Source organism: Dyadobacter sp. HNCC25DJ185, assembly GCF_056895195.1.
This window is the reverse complement of the sequence record NZ_JBXHAR010000008.1, coordinates 295,742-313,956: the sequence shown is the minus strand read 5'-3', so window position 1 is coordinate 313,956 and position 18,215 is coordinate 295,742. Positions and strand designations below refer to the sequence as shown.

9 protein-coding genes are annotated in these 18,215 nt (G+C 46.3%); all 9 read left to right on the top strand.

The features are described from left to right. Nucleotides 1–71: 71 nt before the first annotated feature. Nucleotides 72–2,501 carry an ABC transporter permease gene (locus tag AC1XUF_RS23385; RefSeq protein WP_483344271.1) on the top strand — a complete coding sequence of 810 codons (2,430 nt, stop codon included), beginning with the start codon at nucleotides 72–74 and terminating at the stop codon, nucleotides 2,499–2,501. 110 nt (nucleotides 2,502–2,611) lie between these two features. Continuing rightward, nucleotides 2,612–4,972 (top strand): ABC transporter permease, encoded by a 2,361-nt coding sequence (locus AC1XUF_RS23380; protein WP_483344270.1) that lies wholly within the window; start codon nucleotides 2,612–2,614, stop codon nucleotides 4,970–4,972. A 71-nt stretch (nucleotides 4,973–5,043) separates the two neighbouring features. Then, nucleotides 5,044–7,434 carry an ABC transporter permease gene (locus tag AC1XUF_RS23375; RefSeq protein WP_483344269.1) on the top strand — a complete coding sequence of 797 codons (2,391 nt, stop codon included), beginning with the start codon at nucleotides 5,044–5,046 and terminating at the stop codon, nucleotides 7,432–7,434. 24 nt (nucleotides 7,435–7,458) lie between these two features. Then, nucleotides 7,459–9,837 (top strand): ABC transporter permease, encoded by a 2,379-nt coding sequence (locus AC1XUF_RS23370; RefSeq protein ID WP_483344268.1) that lies wholly within the window; start codon nucleotides 7,459–7,461, stop codon nucleotides 9,835–9,837. 120 nt (nucleotides 9,838–9,957) lie between these two features. Further along, nucleotides 9,958–12,348: an ABC transporter permease gene (locus tag AC1XUF_RS23365; RefSeq protein ID WP_483344267.1), complete on the top strand. Its 2,391-nt coding sequence runs from the start codon at nucleotides 9,958–9,960 to the stop codon at nucleotides 12,346–12,348. A gap of 103 nt (nucleotides 12,349–12,451) precedes the next feature. After that, entirely contained in the window at nucleotides 12,452–14,830 is a 2,379-nt protein-coding gene (locus AC1XUF_RS23360) for an ABC transporter permease (RefSeq protein WP_483344266.1), read from the top strand. 82 nt (nucleotides 14,831–14,912) lie between these two features. Beyond that, nucleotides 14,913–15,140 (top strand): DUF433 domain-containing protein, encoded by a 228-nt coding sequence (locus tag AC1XUF_RS23355; RefSeq protein WP_483344265.1) that lies wholly within the window; start codon nucleotides 14,913–14,915, stop codon nucleotides 15,138–15,140. Between the two features lie 14 nt (nucleotides 15,141–15,154). Then, nucleotides 15,155–15,511 carry a DUF5615 family PIN-like protein gene (locus AC1XUF_RS23350; protein ID WP_483344264.1) on the top strand — a complete coding sequence of 119 codons (357 nt, stop codon included), beginning with the start codon at nucleotides 15,155–15,157 and terminating at the stop codon, nucleotides 15,509–15,511. 164 nt (nucleotides 15,512–15,675) lie between these two features. Next, nucleotides 15,676–18,135: an ABC transporter permease gene (locus AC1XUF_RS23345; protein WP_483344263.1), complete on the top strand. Its 2,460-nt coding sequence runs from the start codon at nucleotides 15,676–15,678 to the stop codon at nucleotides 18,133–18,135. Nucleotides 18,136–18,215 lie beyond the last annotated feature (80 nt).

Here is an 18,215-nt window from a genome sequence, read left to right as displayed (position 1 = left end):
TCCAGCTTTTGAACTGGACCGAGTGGATATGTTTTACGAGATAAATTGCCTACCGCTAAGAGCCAGAAATCATGCTACAGAATTATCTAAAAATTGCCTGGCGGAACGTCCGTAAGCATAAGTTTTATTCGTTCCTGAATATTTTCGGCCTTTCCCTGGGGCTGGCGAGCTGCCTGCTTATTTCGCTGTATGTGGTGGATGAACTGAGCTTCGACCGTTCCTTCGCAAACGCGGAACGTATTTACAGGATCAATGCAGATATCCGTTTCGGCGGAGCTGATATGAAGCTGGCCGTGGCGCCGGACCCGCTGGCTTTTACACTAAAAAAGGATTATCCTCAGATCGAGCAGGTTACGAGGCTTCGAGAAAACGGTAACCTGTTGGTCCGACGTACCAATTCCGCCCAGAACCTCAAAGAGGAAGAGGTCTTTTACGCGGATTCAACTTTCTTTGAAGTTTTCTCAACGCCATTGATCGCGGGCGACGCCAAGAAAGTGCTGGCCGAGCCTAATACCATCGTACTCTCCGAAAAGGATGCGGAAAAATATTTCGGGAAAGAAAACCCGATTGGGAAAACGCTGCTCATCGACGACCACGATACCTACACGGTAACAGGTGTGATGCAAAACATGCCTTCCCGAACGCACATGCACAACCTTAATATGCTGCTTTCAATGAGTTCCAATCCCGCCAGCCGGCAGGGAGCCTGGGGCAGCCATAACTTTAGTACCTACCTGCTTTTCCGTCCTGGCGTGGATGCGAAGCAGTTCGAAAAGAATTTTGAAACAGTCCTTCAGAAATATACCAGCAAATGGGTACAGGCTTTCCTGGGTGCGTCGCTGGACGAAGTAAGGAAGTCGGGCAGCTACATTCGTTACTCGCTTATGCCGCTTACGGATATCCACCTGTATTCCGATCGTACTGCCGAAGTGAGCGTTAATGGGAGTATTCAGTACGTATATATATTCGCGGTAGTGGCCGTGTTCCTTTTGGCCATCGCCTGTGTGAACTTTATGAACCTGGCCACTGCCCGCTCGTCCAACCGCGCCAAAGAAGTTGGTGTCCGTAAGGCATTGGGCTCTGAGCGTATATCACTTGTCAATCAGTTCCTTACTGAGGCAATCATGCTGAGCTTCTTATCTATGGCGCTCGCATTATTGATTGCGTACCTCAGCCTGCCGCTTTTCAATAACCTGGCGAATAAACAAATTGAGTTTCCGCTGCAGAATTTTTGGTTCTGGATGATCGTGCTGGTTACAGGTGCATGCGTAGGCACAATGGCTGGCAGTTACCCCGCTTTTTTCCTGTCTTCTTTCCAGCCACTGAAAGTTTTGAAAAGCACCATCGCCATAGAAGGAAAAGGAGGGTACCTGCGTAATTCATTGGTTGTGTTCCAATTCATGATCTCGGTGATGCTGATGATCGGGACAGGCGTTATTTACAATCAGCTCAATTACATCCAGACAAAAAAGCTCGGGTTTAATAAAGACCAGGTACTGATCGTCAATGATGCCTATGCGCTCAACCAGCGGGTGACAGCATTTAAGGATGAGGCCAGACGCCTGCCAAACGTTGAAAACGGAACGGTTTCCAGCTTTTTACCGACGCCTTCCTCCCGTAATGATAATTCGTTTTTCCCCGAAGGCCCTATGCAGCAGGATAAAGGGATTAATATGCAAAAGTGGGGTGTGGATTACGATTTTGTCAAAACACTGGGTTTTGAAATGAAAGCTGGAAGGGCTTTTCAGGAAGATTTTCCGTCGGATTCGTCAGGCATTATCATCAATGAAACTGCCGCGAAAATACTTGGTTATGCGGATCCTGTGGGGAAGAAAATATTTGATTACGACGATCCCGCGCTGAGTAAAAAAGTTTCCTATACCATCATCGGGGTCGTGAAAAACTTCCATTTTGAATCGCTACGGAAAAATATCGGTGCGTTGAGCCTTGTTCTCCAACGCAGTACCGGCTCGGTCGTATTCCGCCTCAAGGGTGGCAACCTGGTGCAGACAGTGGGCCAGGTGGAGGAGATCTGGAAGAAAATGGCGCCCGGGCAACCTTTCAGCTACCGTTTTATGGACGACGATTTCGACAACGTATACCGCAGTGAGCAACGGGTTGGTGAGATCTTTATCACGTTTGCAGTTATTTCGATATTAATTGGCTGCCTTGGATTGTTCGGCCTGTCGGCTTATACGGCCGAACGGCGCACGAAGGAAATTGGGGTCCGGAAAGTTTTGGGCGCCAGCGTTTCCAATATAGTCACTTTGTTGTCCAAAGATTTCCTGAAACTGGTCGTGCTTTCGATCGTTATAGCAAGCCCGGTAGCCTGGTACGCCATGAATAACTGGCTGAGAGATTTTGCTTATCATGTTGATATTTCCTGGTGGATGATCGCACTGGCCGGACTTCTGGCGGTTGTCATTGCCTTGTTGACCGTGAGTTTCCAGAGTATAAAAGCGGCATTGATGAATCCGGTAAAATCGCTGAAGAGCGACTAGGTCGGAGCCGCTGGCCGTTGGCTGTCAGATTTTACTTTGCCTGGCGACGTGTTCATCAAGTCTTATTTTTAATAAAAGCTAACGGCTGAAAGCTATTTGCCAAAAACCTCATGTTTAAAAACTATCTAAAAATCGCCTGGCGGAATTTGTTGAAGAACAAGACATTCAGCCTTATCAACATCCTGGGCCTTGCATTGGGCATGGCTTGCAGTCTTCTGATCATGCTTTGGGTACAGGATGAAATCAAGATGGACCGCTTTCATGAGACCGATGCCCGGCTCTATTCGGTCATGGAAAATCAGCATTATTCAGGGGTGATCAATACGTATGCTTCCACGCCCGGTATCCTGGCCGAAAACATCGTGAAGGACATTCCGGAAATCGAAATGGCCAGTCAGGTTTTGTGGGAAGAGGCACCGGTTTTTATGGTAGGAAATGTGTTCGATAATGAAAAAGGGCGGTATGTGCAGGGAGATTTTCTTAATATGACCTCTTTCGAACTGAGTGAAGGCGATAAAAAAACAGCCCTGAAACGTCCGGATGGGATCGTCATCTCAAAAAAGCTGGCGGAAAAATATTTCAAGGGACGGAATGCTATGGGCAAAACGATCCGCATGGACAATAAAGATGACGTAATCGTTACCGGCATTCTTAAAGAACCCTCGCGCTATTCCTCCATGAAATTCGATTTTCTAATGAGCTATGACCGCTGGCAGAAAAACAATGCATGGTCAAAGGAATGGGGGAATAATGGCCCAAGATGTTTTGTTCTTTTATCCAAAAACACAACACTCGAAAAGGTCAACGCCAAGATCAAGAATTATATCAAAACCAAAAACAAGGACAGCAATGTCGATTTGTTCCTGATCAACTACGGTCAGTCATACCTGTATTCCAATTGGGAAGCCGGGGTGCAAAATGGCGGACGTATCGAATATGTCCGGATGTTCACCATTGTAGCGGTGTTTATATTGATCATCGCCTGCATCAATTTCATGAATCTGGCTACAGCGCGGTCGGTGAAACGGGCGAAAGAGGTTGGTTTGCGGAAAGTGGTAGGGGCTTACCGCACAAGCCTGATCGGGCAGTTCATGGGAGAATCGATACTGATTACCTGTCTGTCGCTGATTTTGGCATTGTTAATCGTTGCAGGTCTCATTCCTGCCTTCAATGCATTGACCGAAAAGCAATTGTCACTTAATTTCTTTGATCCCTTCCTGCTGATATGCCTCCTGGGCCTGACGGTCATCACCGGGGTTGTTGCAGGAAGTTATCCTGCCATTTTTATGTCATCGCTTAATCCGGTGACCATTCTGAAAGGCGCATTGAAATTCAAGCCAAGTGCAACCTACTTCCGTCAGGGGCTGGTGGTCTTTCAGTTTGGCTTATCCATTCTTTTGATCCTGTCTATGATCGTCATTTACAGGCAGATCGAATATATTCAAAATAAAAACCTGGGATTTTCGCGCGAGAACCTCCTTTACATTTCCGACATTGAAAAGGGGATGGAGAAGAACTTCGAATCTTTCCGTCAGGCACTTCTCAGCGAGCCAGGGATAAAATCGGTTTCCAATTCTCAGGCGAGCCCGCTCAATTATGGCAGCTCGACTCAGGGCGTAAGCTGGCCCGGAAAGGATACAACACAGCAGCTGTTATTCAATGTGAACCCTGCCGGCTATGATTTCGTAAAAACGATGGGCGTGAAGCTTTTGGATGGTCGGGATTTCAGTCCCTCGTTCGGAACGGATACGTCCAACTACCTGATCAATGAAGCCGCAGCCAAGAAGATCGGTTATAAAGATCCGGTGGGTAAAGAATTGACGATGTGGGGTAGAAAGGGTAAAATCATCGGGCTTCTGAAAGATTTTCATACAGGGTCTCTGCATGTGGCCATAGAGCCGCTGATTGTGAGCATGCAAAATCCAAAAGCAGTATGGGGTGTCGCATTGATACGCGCCGAGGCGGGGCAAACGACCAAAGCCATCGAGAACATGGAGAAAATTTACAAACAATATAATCCCGGGCTGCCCTTCAAATATCATTTTGCCGACGAGGAATTTGGTAATCAGTATAAATCCGAAAAGGTCGTGAGCAAGCTTTCCAATTACTTTGCTTTCCTGGCGATTTTCATATCGTGCCTGGGTTTATTCGGACTGGCCGCATTTACCGCCGAGCAGCGTACAAAGGAAATCGGTGTTCGTAAAGTGCTGGGAGCAACGGTAACCAACCTGGTAGGCATGTTGTCCGCGGATTTCCTGAAACTGGTACTGATCGCCGCTATCATCGCGTTCCCGGTAGCCTGGTATTTCCTGAGCAACTGGCTTGAAAAATACGCTTACCGCATTGAACTGGAATGGTGGTATTTCATTGTAGCGGGTATTGCAGCGATGCTGATTGCCTTGTTGACAGTGAGTTTCCAGGCAATTAAAGCTGCGCTAATGAATCCGATGAAGAGTTTGAAGGCGGATTAGGTTCTGGCTTTCGGCGATTAACTTCATTCAAAAATTTAAAGGAAAAGGTTAGCATTTAACCGCAAAAACCCATGCTTCAAAACTATCTTAAAATCGCCGTCCGGAATCTTTGGAAGAACAAGTCATCTTCTTTTATCAATATTTTCGGACTGACCATCGGGCTGAGCTGCTGTTTGCTCATTGGTCTCTATATTAAACACGAACTGAGCTTTGATACTTTTCAGCCGAAAGGGGATAGGGTTGCCCGGGTGATCATGCAATATAGTTTTGATGGCAGCCCCGAGACCAAAGCAGGGAATTATACAAGTACAAAGGTCGCTCCGGTTTTTAAAAGGACATTTCCTGAAGTACAATCTGCAGTGCGGATGACCGATGCCGATATGATTATCAAACACAAGGAAAGTTTGGTGAAGGAACCTTATTTTATGTTTGCTGATTCCAGCTTTTTTGATGTATTCGCGGCTCAAATGGTATCCGGAAATCCTAAAAAAGCATTGAACGGACCGGGGAAAGTCGTGTTGACAGCATCCATTGCAAAGAAATATTTTGGTGATCAGGACGCAGTGGGGAAAATACTGCAGATCGCCACAGACAGTACCATTTACGAGGTAACCGGCGTAATGGAAGATTATCCGGCAAACTCCCAGTTCAAAATTGACTTCCTTGCTTCTTTTTCTTCCTTACACGAGAACCAGGAGGAAACTTATTGGAATGCCAACTATACCACTTATTTGCTTTTAAAAGACAAAAATTCATTTGAGCCTTTACAAGCCAAAATCGGGCCTTTCATGAAAAAAGAAATGGCCGGCCAGGGTGCTTCGATCAATTTTTTTCTCGAACACTTCGATCAGGTTCACCTGCATTCCCAATATGATAGCTTTGTTCCCAATACCAATATCGCATACCTCTATATCCTGTCAGCGGTTGCATTGCTGATCCTGGCGATTGTGTGCTTTACTTATATCAACCTGAGCACGGCCAGGTCTATGGAACGCGCCCGGGAAGTCGGCGTCCGTAAAGTAATCGGTGCGGAGAGCGGGCAGCTTTTCAGGCAGTTTGTCGGAGAGTCGGGCATTACCTGTGTGATCGCTGTTTTGCTGAGTATTGGTGTGATCGCATTTGTGATACCTTATTTCAACCAGTTGACGGAAAGACAATTGGAGGTAAATACCTTGTTTTCTCCCGAATCCGTTGGGTTTCTTGTTTTGTTTACGTTGATAGTAGGTTTACTGGCAGGGAGTTACCCTGCGGTTGTGCTGTCTGGTTTTCAACCAGTGAGAGTCCTTAAAGGGGCATTCAGGAGCACAGGTTCCGGCAAACGTATCCAGCAGTCGCTGATCGTATTCCAATTTGGTATTTCGATTTTCCTGATCATTTCAACCCTGATCATCCAAAATCAGCTGCGCTATATTCAGAACAAGAAACTGGGATATGACCGTGAAAAAGTGGTCGCTCTGCCGATCAACAGCAGGGTGGTGGACAACATGGAATTGATCAAGCAGGAATTGAAATCCAACCGGAATATCGTGAGTGTGTCACGTTGTGTAAGCAGCCCGGTGAGTATTGTGAGCGGCTATAACATGCGGTCGGGAACAATGCCTGAAAATGAGCAGATCTCTGTTCATGCCAACCCGATTGACGAGGATTATGTGAAAACGACTGGTCTGCAGATCGTCGCCGGCGAGGACCTGACCTTGCAGGATGTCAAAGATGCTTCAGCTGCCGGGCTAAGCGAGAAGAAATACCAGTTTATCCTCAATGAAAGTGCTGCCCGCGAACTCGGCTGGACGCCAGCACAGGCCATCGGGAAAAGGATGTTTCTGGACAGTTCCCGCCCGGGCTATGTAAAGGCGGTGGTGAAGGATTTTCACTTTGCTTCTATGCACCAGGTTATCAAGCCGCTGGTATTGTTTCCTGAAATGAGGGGTCGGCAGCTGCTTATTAAAACGTCGGGTAATGATCTTGCCGGGACCATTGCATTTCTTAAATCCAAGTGGGGGGAACTGGTACCGTATATGCCATTTGAATACCGCTTTCTTGATGATGACTACAATAAACTATACCGGTCAGAATTACAGCTTGGTAAGATCATGGGCTTTTTTACATCGCTTTCGATCATTCTGGCATGCCTGGGGTTATTCGGGCTGACATCCTACATGGTACAACAACGTATTAAGGAAATTGGTATCAGGAAAGTGCTGGGCGCATCCATTTCTGGAATAGTGGTGCTAATCTCCTCAGGATTTATCAGATTGGTGGCTTTGTCATTCGTCATTTCTTTTCCGCTCGCCTGGTGGGCCATGCGTTTATGGCTGAAAGATTTCGTTTACCGGATCGATATTACCTGGCAGGTATTCATCATAGCGGGGCTCGCCGTCATCACAGTAACGTTACTCACCGTTGGTTTTCAGTCTGTTAAAGCGGCATTGATAAACCCTGTGAAGACGTTGAAAAGCGAATAGGAACAAGCAAAAGCAAGAACGTCCATGTTAAAAAATTATCTCAAAATCGCCATTCGTAATCTAACGAGGAACAAGGTTTTCTCTTTGATCAACATTGCCGGGTTGTCGCTTGGGCTTACCTGCTGCATGCTTATTGTTTTGTATACCAAAGACGAGGTAAGCTTTGACCAGTTTCAGGCCAATAAAAATGAGCTGTACCGAATCCAGGTGACCATGCCAGAGGACAAGGGCGAAACACGCACCATTGCCAGTACCAATGCGGTCCACGGCCCTGGTTTCAAACGGGAAATTCCTGAAATTAAGGATGTTGTAAGAGCGCAGACGAATTCATTTGTGGTCAAAAAGGGTAATGACCTCCTGAATGAAGACGTGCTTTTTGCAGATGACAATTTCTTCACAGTATTCACCATGCCTTTGCTCTCCGGGGATCCAAAAACGGTTTTATTGGATATCCATTCGATTGTTATCTCGGAAGACCTGGCTGAGAAATATTTCAATAGCAAAGATGCGGTTGGTAAAACCCTGGAATTGAAAATTGGCGATGCATTCGAAACTTTCGTGGTTTCGGGTGTGGCCAAAAACTGCCCGCAGAACTCCTCTGTACAATTCCAGGCGATATTGCCTTTCAAGTTTCAGGAGGTAAGAGGCTGGACGGATAACGAATGGCTCGGATTTTACATGAATACCTTTGTTTTACTGCATGATAAGGCTGACTATAAAGCGGTTGCCGTAAAAATGAACCGGATTTTTATTGACAAATTAAAACAGTCCGGCAACTATGAAGATCGCAATCAACGGACCGTTTTTGGTCTTCAGCCATTTTTAAAAGTCCATCTGGACAATGAAACCGGCGATTTAAGGAACGGTCTGAGCCATGGAAGCAGCCCGATCTATTCCTACATATTATCTGGGATCGCGATTTTTATCCTGCTGATTGCCTGCATCAACTTCGTCAACCTGACGGTCGCCAGATCGCTTAACCGGGCGAAGGAAATCGGGGTTCGCAAGGTGGTGGGCAGCCTTCGCAAGCAGCTGATTTATCAATTTTTGGGAGAATCATTTTTATTGGCCTTTCTGGCTTTTGCATTTGCGATAGCACTCATGCAGGTAGTTTTGCCAACATTCAATGATCTGGCAAACAAGCAATTGGCATTATCCTATTTGTTGGATGCAAAACTGATTGCCGGATATATCGCTTTATTACTTTCTACCGGGCTGGTTGCGGGACTCTATCCTGCCCTTGTGCTTTCCGGTTTCAGCCCCGCGCAAACACTGTACAACCGCACGAGGCTAACCCGCAAAAACTATCTGACCAAAGGGCTGGTTGTATTTCAGTTCGCATTATCTGTTTGTCTGGTGATCGGTACGATTGTGATTTATTCCCAGTTCAGGTATTTGACCAATAAGAATTTGGGATACAATGATAAAAACCTGATGAGTTTTAGCGTCGGAAGGGGAGGAAATGAGAAAATGGAAATCATCAAAGAAGAGCTGGGCAGTTTGGCGGGAATTCAGTCGATCGCTTCTTTCAATGGAAATTACAACGGGACCGGTGCCAAAATTGGTGAGAAAGAAATAGGATTTGGATACATTGGGGTGGATGACAATTTTTTGAAAACTTTACAGATACCGGTGCTGAAAGGCCGCAATTTTTCTAAAAGCTTCCCGACCGATCCGGTTCAGTCTGTGGTCGTTAACGAGGCCTTCGTAAGAGAAGCGGGCTGGTCCGATCCGATTGGGAAGGAGATCAATTTTGAGTGGAAAAATCAGAAAATGAATGTCATCGGCGTCATCCGGGATTACCATTACGCATCACTGAAAGATACCATCAAACCATTGCTTCTTACGCAGGACCCTAACTACCGTTTGGGTACCGTATATGCCAAGCTGGACTCGAAGGACATTCCAGGCACAGTGAGGGCAGTCGAAAAGATTTTCCGCAAACACATACAATTCATGCCATTTGAATACAAGTTCGAAGATTCGGCCAACCTGAAACGGTACGAATCGGAAGCGAAGTGGAAGCAGATGATCACATTGGCAGCAATCCTGTCGATTTTTGTATCTTGTATTGGCTTGTTCGGACTGGCAACGTTCAATGCTGAAACCCGCGTCAAGGAGATTGGTATCCGCAAAGTGCTCGGCGCGTCGGTTGCCAGCATTACGGCCCTGCTGTCTTTTGATTTCGTAAAACTCGTTCTGATCGCCATTATCATTGCGCTGCCTATCGCTTATTATGCAACGGATATCTGGCTACGGGATTTTCCATACCGTATCAGTATTTCTTGGGTTTATTTCGCCGCCGCCGCATTGCTGGCCATTTCAATTGCAGTGCTGACGATCGGGGTGCAGAGCATCAGGTCGGCGATGATGGACCCTGTAAGGTCGTTGAGATCGGAATGAATAGAGGGTAAAAAGGGTAAAGGGTTAATCTCACTGGCTCTTGTCATTTTAACCTTACCCTTTTTACTCTACGCGAGCCGCCCTTTACCCTTTCGCCCTTTTTACCCTTTGACCTTTCTTATGTTAAAGAACCACATTAAAATCGCATTCAGGAACCTGTATGGTTCCAGGCTTTTTACAACGCTGAATATCATTGGCCTCACGGGCGGGATGGTGGCCGCCATGTTTATTTTATTATGGGTCCAGAATGAGCTGAGCTTCGACAGCTATCATAAAAAATCGGATCGGATCGGCAGGATCATCACGCATCTGGCGGTAAGTAAGCAGGAAACATGGCATTGGTCCACAACACCGCTGACGCTGGCTGCCGAGTTGGGAAATCTGCCTGAAATAGAAACATTTACCAGGCAGAGTTTCAGAGGTAACCTGCCCATGATTGTGAATGGCCGAAAAATAAACGGCGATAATGCCGTTTATGCAGATACCAATTGGTTCGAGGTTTTTGATTATCAGTTTGTGTACGGATCAGCAGCCGCATTTGCCTCCGGGGTCCGCAATATTGCCATGTCGGAATCCAAAGCGAAACAGATTTTCGGAGATGAAAATGCGTCGGGTAAAATCATTCGGATAGATACGCTGGATTATTCGGTATCTGCGGTTTACAAGGACAATCCGGCCAATTCCAGTTTTCAATACGATTTCATTATGCCGTTATCGGCCTACCTGGCCAATCCCGAAACTTTTAAGAATGCTAACACCTGGAATAATTTCGATTACCAGACATTTGTCGTCTTTAAAGAAAATACCGATCTCAAAAAGCTCGGGAAAAAGCTTACCGCCATTATATCGAAATTCAAAAAAAATGACGACGGGAAATCCTCGACTGATACAGCGCTGGAAGCGGAACTATTGACCAACGTGCATTTCAACAACGATATCCAGGGTGCCGATCAAAGCAGGGGTGACCGTAAAACGATCTATGTTTTCTTTGGACTGGCTGTGGTGATCATTTTGGTTGCCTGCATTAATTACGTTAACCTCACTACCGCAAGGGCCAGCGTCCGATCCAAAGAAGTTGGCGTTAAAAAGCTCCTTGGTGCGAAGCATGCACATCTCTTCGGTCAATTCATGACGGAATCGATCATTACCTGTCTGGTTGCGCTGGGCTTGTCTTTTTGTCTGATCTATTTGTTGCTGCCCGTATTCAATTCGGTCACCGCCAAGAATTTCGAGATATCTTTTTTCAACCCGGTACTTTGGACGATCCTGCTGGGCACTACCTTTTTTGCGGTGCTGCTCACGGGTATTTATCCTTCGCTTTTGCTGTCCTCTTTCAAGCCTTTTGAAACATTAAGGGGCTCCAACGTGCTGGGGACCAGCAATGCAGCTTTCATGAAGGGATTGGTGGTAGTCCAGTTTACAGTCGCGATTGTTTTCCTGATCTCCATGCTGGTGGTGCAGCGACAAATGAAGTTTATCCGGGAGAAAGAACTGGGATATAACAGGGCGCACACGTTTACATTCAGGTTACCCTGGGGGATGACACCGAAAATCGATCCGGCAACTGTTAAGGCAAGATTGCTGAACGAATCCAGCATTGCTGACGTAACTATTTCCAGCCAAAGCATTGTACAAATCGGCAGCAGCACATCGGGCTCTTATGACTGGGATGGCCGTCCCAAAGACTTCGCCCCCACCGTGTCCCAAATTGCGGTAGAAGACAATTTTCAGAAAATGTTCGGCATTAAAATGGCCGACGGGCGCTGGTTTGACGCAAACCGCCCAGGCGACAAAACCAACGTGGTATTGAATGAAACGGCGGTGAAAAAGTTCAACTTGCGAAAGCCGGTTGTGGGTCAGAGGTTCGATTTTCAGGGTATGAAAGGCAATGTCATTGGAGTCGTGAAAGATTTCCATTTCAAAAGCCTTCGTGAAAAGATCCAACCTCTGGTTTTGTTCAACAACACCAGCTGGGCGCTGGGCCTGTACGTAAAAGCACAGCCAGGCAAGGACCGAGAGGCTATTAAGGCAGCAGAGAAAATCTGGGACGAAATGATCCCCAATTATGCGCTGGAATACACCTTCCTGGACGAAACCTACGACAAGCTTTACAAGAACGAAGCCCGTACCGCCACGCTTTTCAATACCTTTACTTTCACCGCGTTGCTCATTTCCTGTCTGGGGTTATTTGGCCTGGCCACTTTCACGGCAGAGCGGCGGATCAAGGAAATCGGTATCAGGAAGGTACTGGGCGCTTCGGTGACAGCCATTGTATCGCTGCTCTCGACGGATTTTATGGTTTTGGTATTGATTTCTATTGCAATCGCTTCTCCGATAGGTTATTATGCGATGAATAAGTGGCTGCAAGGCTTTGAATACCGTATCGAGATCAACTGGATCATATTTACACTCGCTGCCATCGCCTCAATCGGCGTGGCTTTGCTTACGATCAGTTACCAGAGTATCAGGGCGGCATTGACAAATCCGGTTAAATCATTACGTTCGGAGTGAACGGGTTAAGGTTGAAAGGTTAAAAGGTCAGAAGGCGGGCCACCCTTGACCTTTAACCCTTACTTTTTAACCCTTGACCTTTAACCCTCTTAACCCTTTTTCCATGTTTCGTAACTACTTCAAAATCGCATTCCGGACGCTTTGGAAAAACAGGCTTTTTACCGGGATTAATTTGCTGGGGCTTTCACTGGGCCTCGCCAGTGCGGGAGTGCTGATCCTTTTTATCCAGCGCGGAATTACTTTTGACACTTTTCACAAGGACAATGACCAGATCTATTTTGTCCAGACAGAAGGGAAAGACGGCCGGTATAACCAGACAATGCACCCAATTCTGGGGCAATTGATTAAAACTTATCCGGAAATAGAGACCGGGACGCATTTTCAGGGCTGGAATAATGTCTGGATCAACTATAAGGGCAAGGATATCCAGGGAAATACCAAATATGTGGATACCAGTTTCTTCGATGTTTTTTCCTTCAAACTGCAATATGGCGATGCGCAAACAGCATTGAAGCGGCGCGAATCAATAGTCATCAACCAAAATATTGCACAGGCTCTCTTCGGGGGAAAAAACCCGGTGGGTGAGACCGTCGCGGTAAACGATACGCTCAATTTTACAATCACGGGTGTCCTGGAAAAGGTACCCGAGAACTCTTCACTCCAATTTGAAGTGCTGGTACCTATTTCTGTTTTGGAGGCAGACAAAAACTTCGCCCAGGGCGCGGATTGGTATAACACGTTTTCGACCGTTTACCTGAAACTCAATAAAACTGCGAATGTTGCCAAGCTGGAAAAAGAATTTCCACAATTCGGGAAGGCGCATTTCGGGGCTGAGGCCAAAAACCGGAAGCTGCATGTGATGCCTTTGAAAGAATATATACACCAGGAAAACCCGGCCTTTAAATGGATGATTTATGGAGCGATTGCGATTTCAGTCTTTATCCTACTGATTATCAGCATTAACTTACTCAATCTGAATACCGCCATCGCATTTACACGTGCCAAGGAAGTAGCGGTGCGGAAAGTGACTGGTTCCAATTTAAAACAGATCCTGGTGCAGTTCTGGACAGAATCGGGCATTGTACTGATCGCATCCATGGCATTGGCGATTATCCTGGGGGTGATCTACCTGGTTCCCGAGTTCAATGAATTCCGGCAGGGACGCATGCAACTGGTGTTGAGCTGGGAGCAGGATTATGTGACGTTTTTTACGCTGGCAGGTATTATCAGCCTGATCGCGATCATCGCAGGAACTTATCCGGCTGTTTATCTGAACAAGCTGGATATACGGGATACCATCAAGGGAAAACTCTCAAACAAAACCGCTGCAAGAGGCTGGACACGCGGCACATTGATCGTAGTGCAGTTTGTGATCGCATTTGGGTTGGTGATCGGTGCAATTACGGTTCGCAAGCAGGTTAGTTTCATGCGGCATGCCGAAATGGGTTTCGAGCATCAAGATGTCGTGGTGGTTTCATCCAATTTGCAGTACCGGAATGAGGAGTCCGCAAAAAACCAGTTCATGCCGATCCTGGATGAATTGAGAAGGGATTCCCGGGTAAAGAGCTTTTCAACCTCGGGGGTTGTACCTACCAAGTACTGGAGTAACTACAATATGTACCTGCCTGAGGGTGAAACGAATAAGGAGATCCGCTTCAAGCACGTGGCTGCGGGTGCAAGGTATAATGAGACCTATGGTATAAAAATGATTGAAGGCCGGGACTTTTCAGATGAGATAGACAAAAAAGGGGAGAACCATCCGGTGGTGATCAATGAATCGGCGATGAGAGCGATGGGCTGGAAAACGGCTGTCGGGAAGCGCTTACGTCAGAAAAACAATCCGGAGGTCTATACCATCATCGGTGTCATGAAGGATTTTCATTACCAGGATTTAAAAGACAAGATCGAGCCGCTTTTGCATTGGTACGAACCGACGGGGCTTAACGGTTATCTGAGTATCCGGCTGGACGATATTAGCCAGGCAAAAGGTGTTTTGGCATCCCTGGAAGCAAAAATGAAGAAGATACCAGCCCGGAAACCTTTCAGTTCCTTTTACGTTACCGACGAACTGAGCAGGCAGTATAACCACCTGGACGGGATCTGGAAAATGGTCAATTTCGTAACTATTCTTTCCATTGTAATTGCATTGGCGGGGGTGTTCGGGCTGATCACGCTGGCGGCCAATCAGCGGACCAAAGAAGTAGGGATCCGGAAAGTGTTGGGGGCTTCCGTTGGAGAAATTGCATTTTTGCTGGCGAGGGATTTTGTGGTTATGGTGCTGCTGGCTGTTATCATTGGGTTGCCGATCGCTTACAGTTTTGAAAAAAGTTACCTGCAAAGTTTTGATTATCACACTTCTATTGACTGGTACATTTACGCAATGGTCGGTGCCTGTGCATTGGTCCTGACATTGTGTACGGTTGGATTTCAAAGTATCAGGGCTGCGTTAATGGACCCGGTCAGGAGTTTGAAGAGCGAGTAGAAAGGCTGTCCGATGGTCATGAACTAACGGCCAGCTGTGAGGCATTCAACATTTTTTGATATTTTTGTTAAAATACTTTTTCATGAATTTAGAACGTATCACATTTGATCCCCTGGTTATGGGAGGAAAACCATGTCTCCGTGGAATGCGAGTGACGGTCGGTACGATTGTTGGGCTGGTTGCATCCGGAAAAAGCTTTGAGGAAATTCTAGATTTATACCCTTATCTGGAAACTGAGGACATCAAGCAGGCTCTTGCTTATGCTGCGTGGCGCTCCGAAGAAATCGAGGTCCCTTTTCAAGCTGCATGAAAATTTTGATCGATATGAATCTGTCCCCGGCCTGGACAGATTTTTTTATTTCAAATCATATTTATGCAGTTCATTGGTCTTCAGTTGGAAAGGCAACTGATCCGGATACCCTGATTTTTGAATATGCCAGATTACATAATTTTATAGTTTTTACAAATGATCTGGACTTCGGCTCTATTCTTGCGGCCACAAACGCTAATTCACCTAGTGTTTTTCAAGTTAGAAGCCAAAACTTACTTCCAGATATCATTGGTAATACAGTTATGGCTTGTCTAACCAACTATACAACCTATTTAGAAGAGGGTAGTCTTGTAACTTTCTTTGATCAGAAATCGAAAGTACGGATACTTCCACTGCACTCATCAATGTGAAGACAATACCGAACAAAAAGTGTCCGATACCGGACACTTTTTGTTATTTTAGTGAAGCGATAAATTATTGATATACAATATATTAGCGTGATTCAGTTTAGCCTGGTACAATAATTCGATACAGGCAGCAGAACCTTTGCAAAGCATTCTGCTATCTGTTAGCCATGATTAAAAACTATCTGAAAATCGCCTGGAGAAATGTGCTGAAAAGCAAGCTGTTTTCTGCTATCAATGTATTTGGCCTTTCCGTCGGCATGACTTGCTGCATGCTGCTGCTGCTCTATATTTTGAGTGAGATCTCATTTGATAAACACCAGGAATATGTCAGCGACCTGTACCTGCTGAGGAGTGAGAACGTGCAGCCCAATGGTGAAAAGATGGATAATCCCCGCGGACCGGCACCCTATGCCCGCGCCGTGAAGGACGAATTCCCCGAAGTAGTACAAGTGACCCGCCTTTGGCAAAACTTCCTGGAAGACAGATCTTTATTAACGCGGGAGGAATCGGGAAAAGCGGTTAAATCGTTTTATGAAACAAAGGGCACCCATGTGGATTCAACATTTTTTGATGTATTTACCTATCACTTCCTCGAAGGGGACCCGCATACCGCACTTAATAATCCTAACTCGGTCGTTCTTTGCGAGGAAATCGCACACAAACTGTTTGGCAATGAGTCCGCACTGAATAAAACCATCAAGATCGGCGGCAAGACTGGTAACAACGAAAATTTCAAAGTAACCGGGGTTTATGTTGATGAGAGTGCGCGATCACATATAGACGCACGTTACTTCGTATCCCTTCATGCAGGTTGGGTAGGAGAATACCTGAGGCAGCCAAACCTCGATTTTACGAACAATAACATGTTTTACCATTATCTGAGGCTGAAACCAGGCACAGACCCGGCGAAATTCAGTAAAAAGCTTCCCGGTTTCATTGAGAAATATGCACGTAAAGATTTGAAACTGGCTGGTTACGACAAAAGGCTTGCATTGCTTCCTGTGAGGGATATCCATCTTTTCAACCAAATAGACAGGATCGTCACGTCCACTACCAGCACCACTTATCTGTATGTGCTGGCTTCTATCGCACTTTTTACATTGCTGATTGCCTGCATCAATTTTATGAACCTCGCAACGGCGCGATCGGCGAAACGCGCCGCGGAGGTTGGGATGCGGAAGATCATGGGTGCCGGAAAAGGTGGCCTGATAGGCCAGTTCCTAGGAGAATCCATGGTGCTGACCTTCCTAGCGTTGCTGGTTGCGGTTACTTTTGTGGTGTTGTTCTTGCCGGTTTTCAATCAGTTATCGGACAAATCGCTGGATCTAAATACCTTGTTTCAACCGAACATTATCATTGCTTTTATTGTGCTGGCCCTCGTAACCGGACTGTTATCAGGGAGTTATCCGGCGTTTTACCTGTCGGTTTATAACCCTTTGGACGTGATCAAAGGGAAATTTGTCAATTCCATATCGGCGACCGCATTGCGGAGGGGATTGGTCGTGTTCCAGTTTGTAATTTCCATCGGACTGGTTGTGGCGACGATTGTGATCCAGGGACAAATGAAATTCATGCAGGAACAACCGCTCGGTTTTACCAAAGACCAGCAGATTGTCATTCCTTTTCGCAGCCAGGAATCGAGGCAGAAGTACAGTGCGTTACGAAACGAACTGCTGCAGAATAACCAGATCGGTGCGGCGGCTGGTACCTCTTATTATCCGGGGATTCTGAATCCCAGCGATATGTCGGTTTACCTTCCCGGACAGAGCGTGAATGAGGATGCCCTGATCAAAACCAATTGGGTGTCACCTGATTTTATGCAGACAATGGGTTTTGAAATGAAAGCCGGGAGGATGTTTTCCAATGCATTCCCGGGGGACACCAATCTCCGAACAGTCGTAAATGAGGCGACCCTGAAGAAGTTCGGCATCCCGTTAGAAAGGGCAATCGGGCAAAAGCTGAACTTCGATGACGGGTATGATCATGTGACCAAATCCATTGAGATCGTTGGCGTTGTCAAGGATTTCCACTACGAGGATTTGCATAAAGCAATCGAACCTTACGCGTTTTTCCTTAATCTGGAGCCATACCACAACTATATCGTCGCGCACGTCAGCACAAAGGATGTCAGCAAGGTTATTCCGTTTATGGAAGCCAAATGGAAATCGCTGATCCCTGATGAGCCATTTACATACAGCTTTCTGGACGAAGATTTTCAAAGGAACTATAAGGCCGACGCGCGCACCTCGCGCATTGTGAACTCGTTTACAGTGATATCCATCTTGATTTCCTGTCTGGGGTTATTTGGCCTCGCAGCGTTTGCAGCGCAGCAACGCACCAAAGAAATCGGCGTAAGGAAAGTGCTCGGCGCTTCTGTGGGAAGCATTGTAACGCTGTTATCAGGGGATTTTGTCAAGCTGGTGATGATATCCATTGTAATAGCCACGCCTCTGACCTGGTACGTGATGAATAAATGGTTGCAGGACTTTGCTTATAAAATTTCCATCCAATGGTGGATGTTCGCTCTGGCAGGAACGCTTGCCGTAATTATTGCAATCCTGACCGTGAGTTCACAGGCGATCAAGACGGCGATCACCAATCCGGTGAAGTCATTGAAGAGTGAATAGGCAGCGATTCGTTTCTGCCTCAGTAGAATCGAAAATAGTTGATATACAGAATTTAACCTTAAAACCCTGCTTTTTCTGCC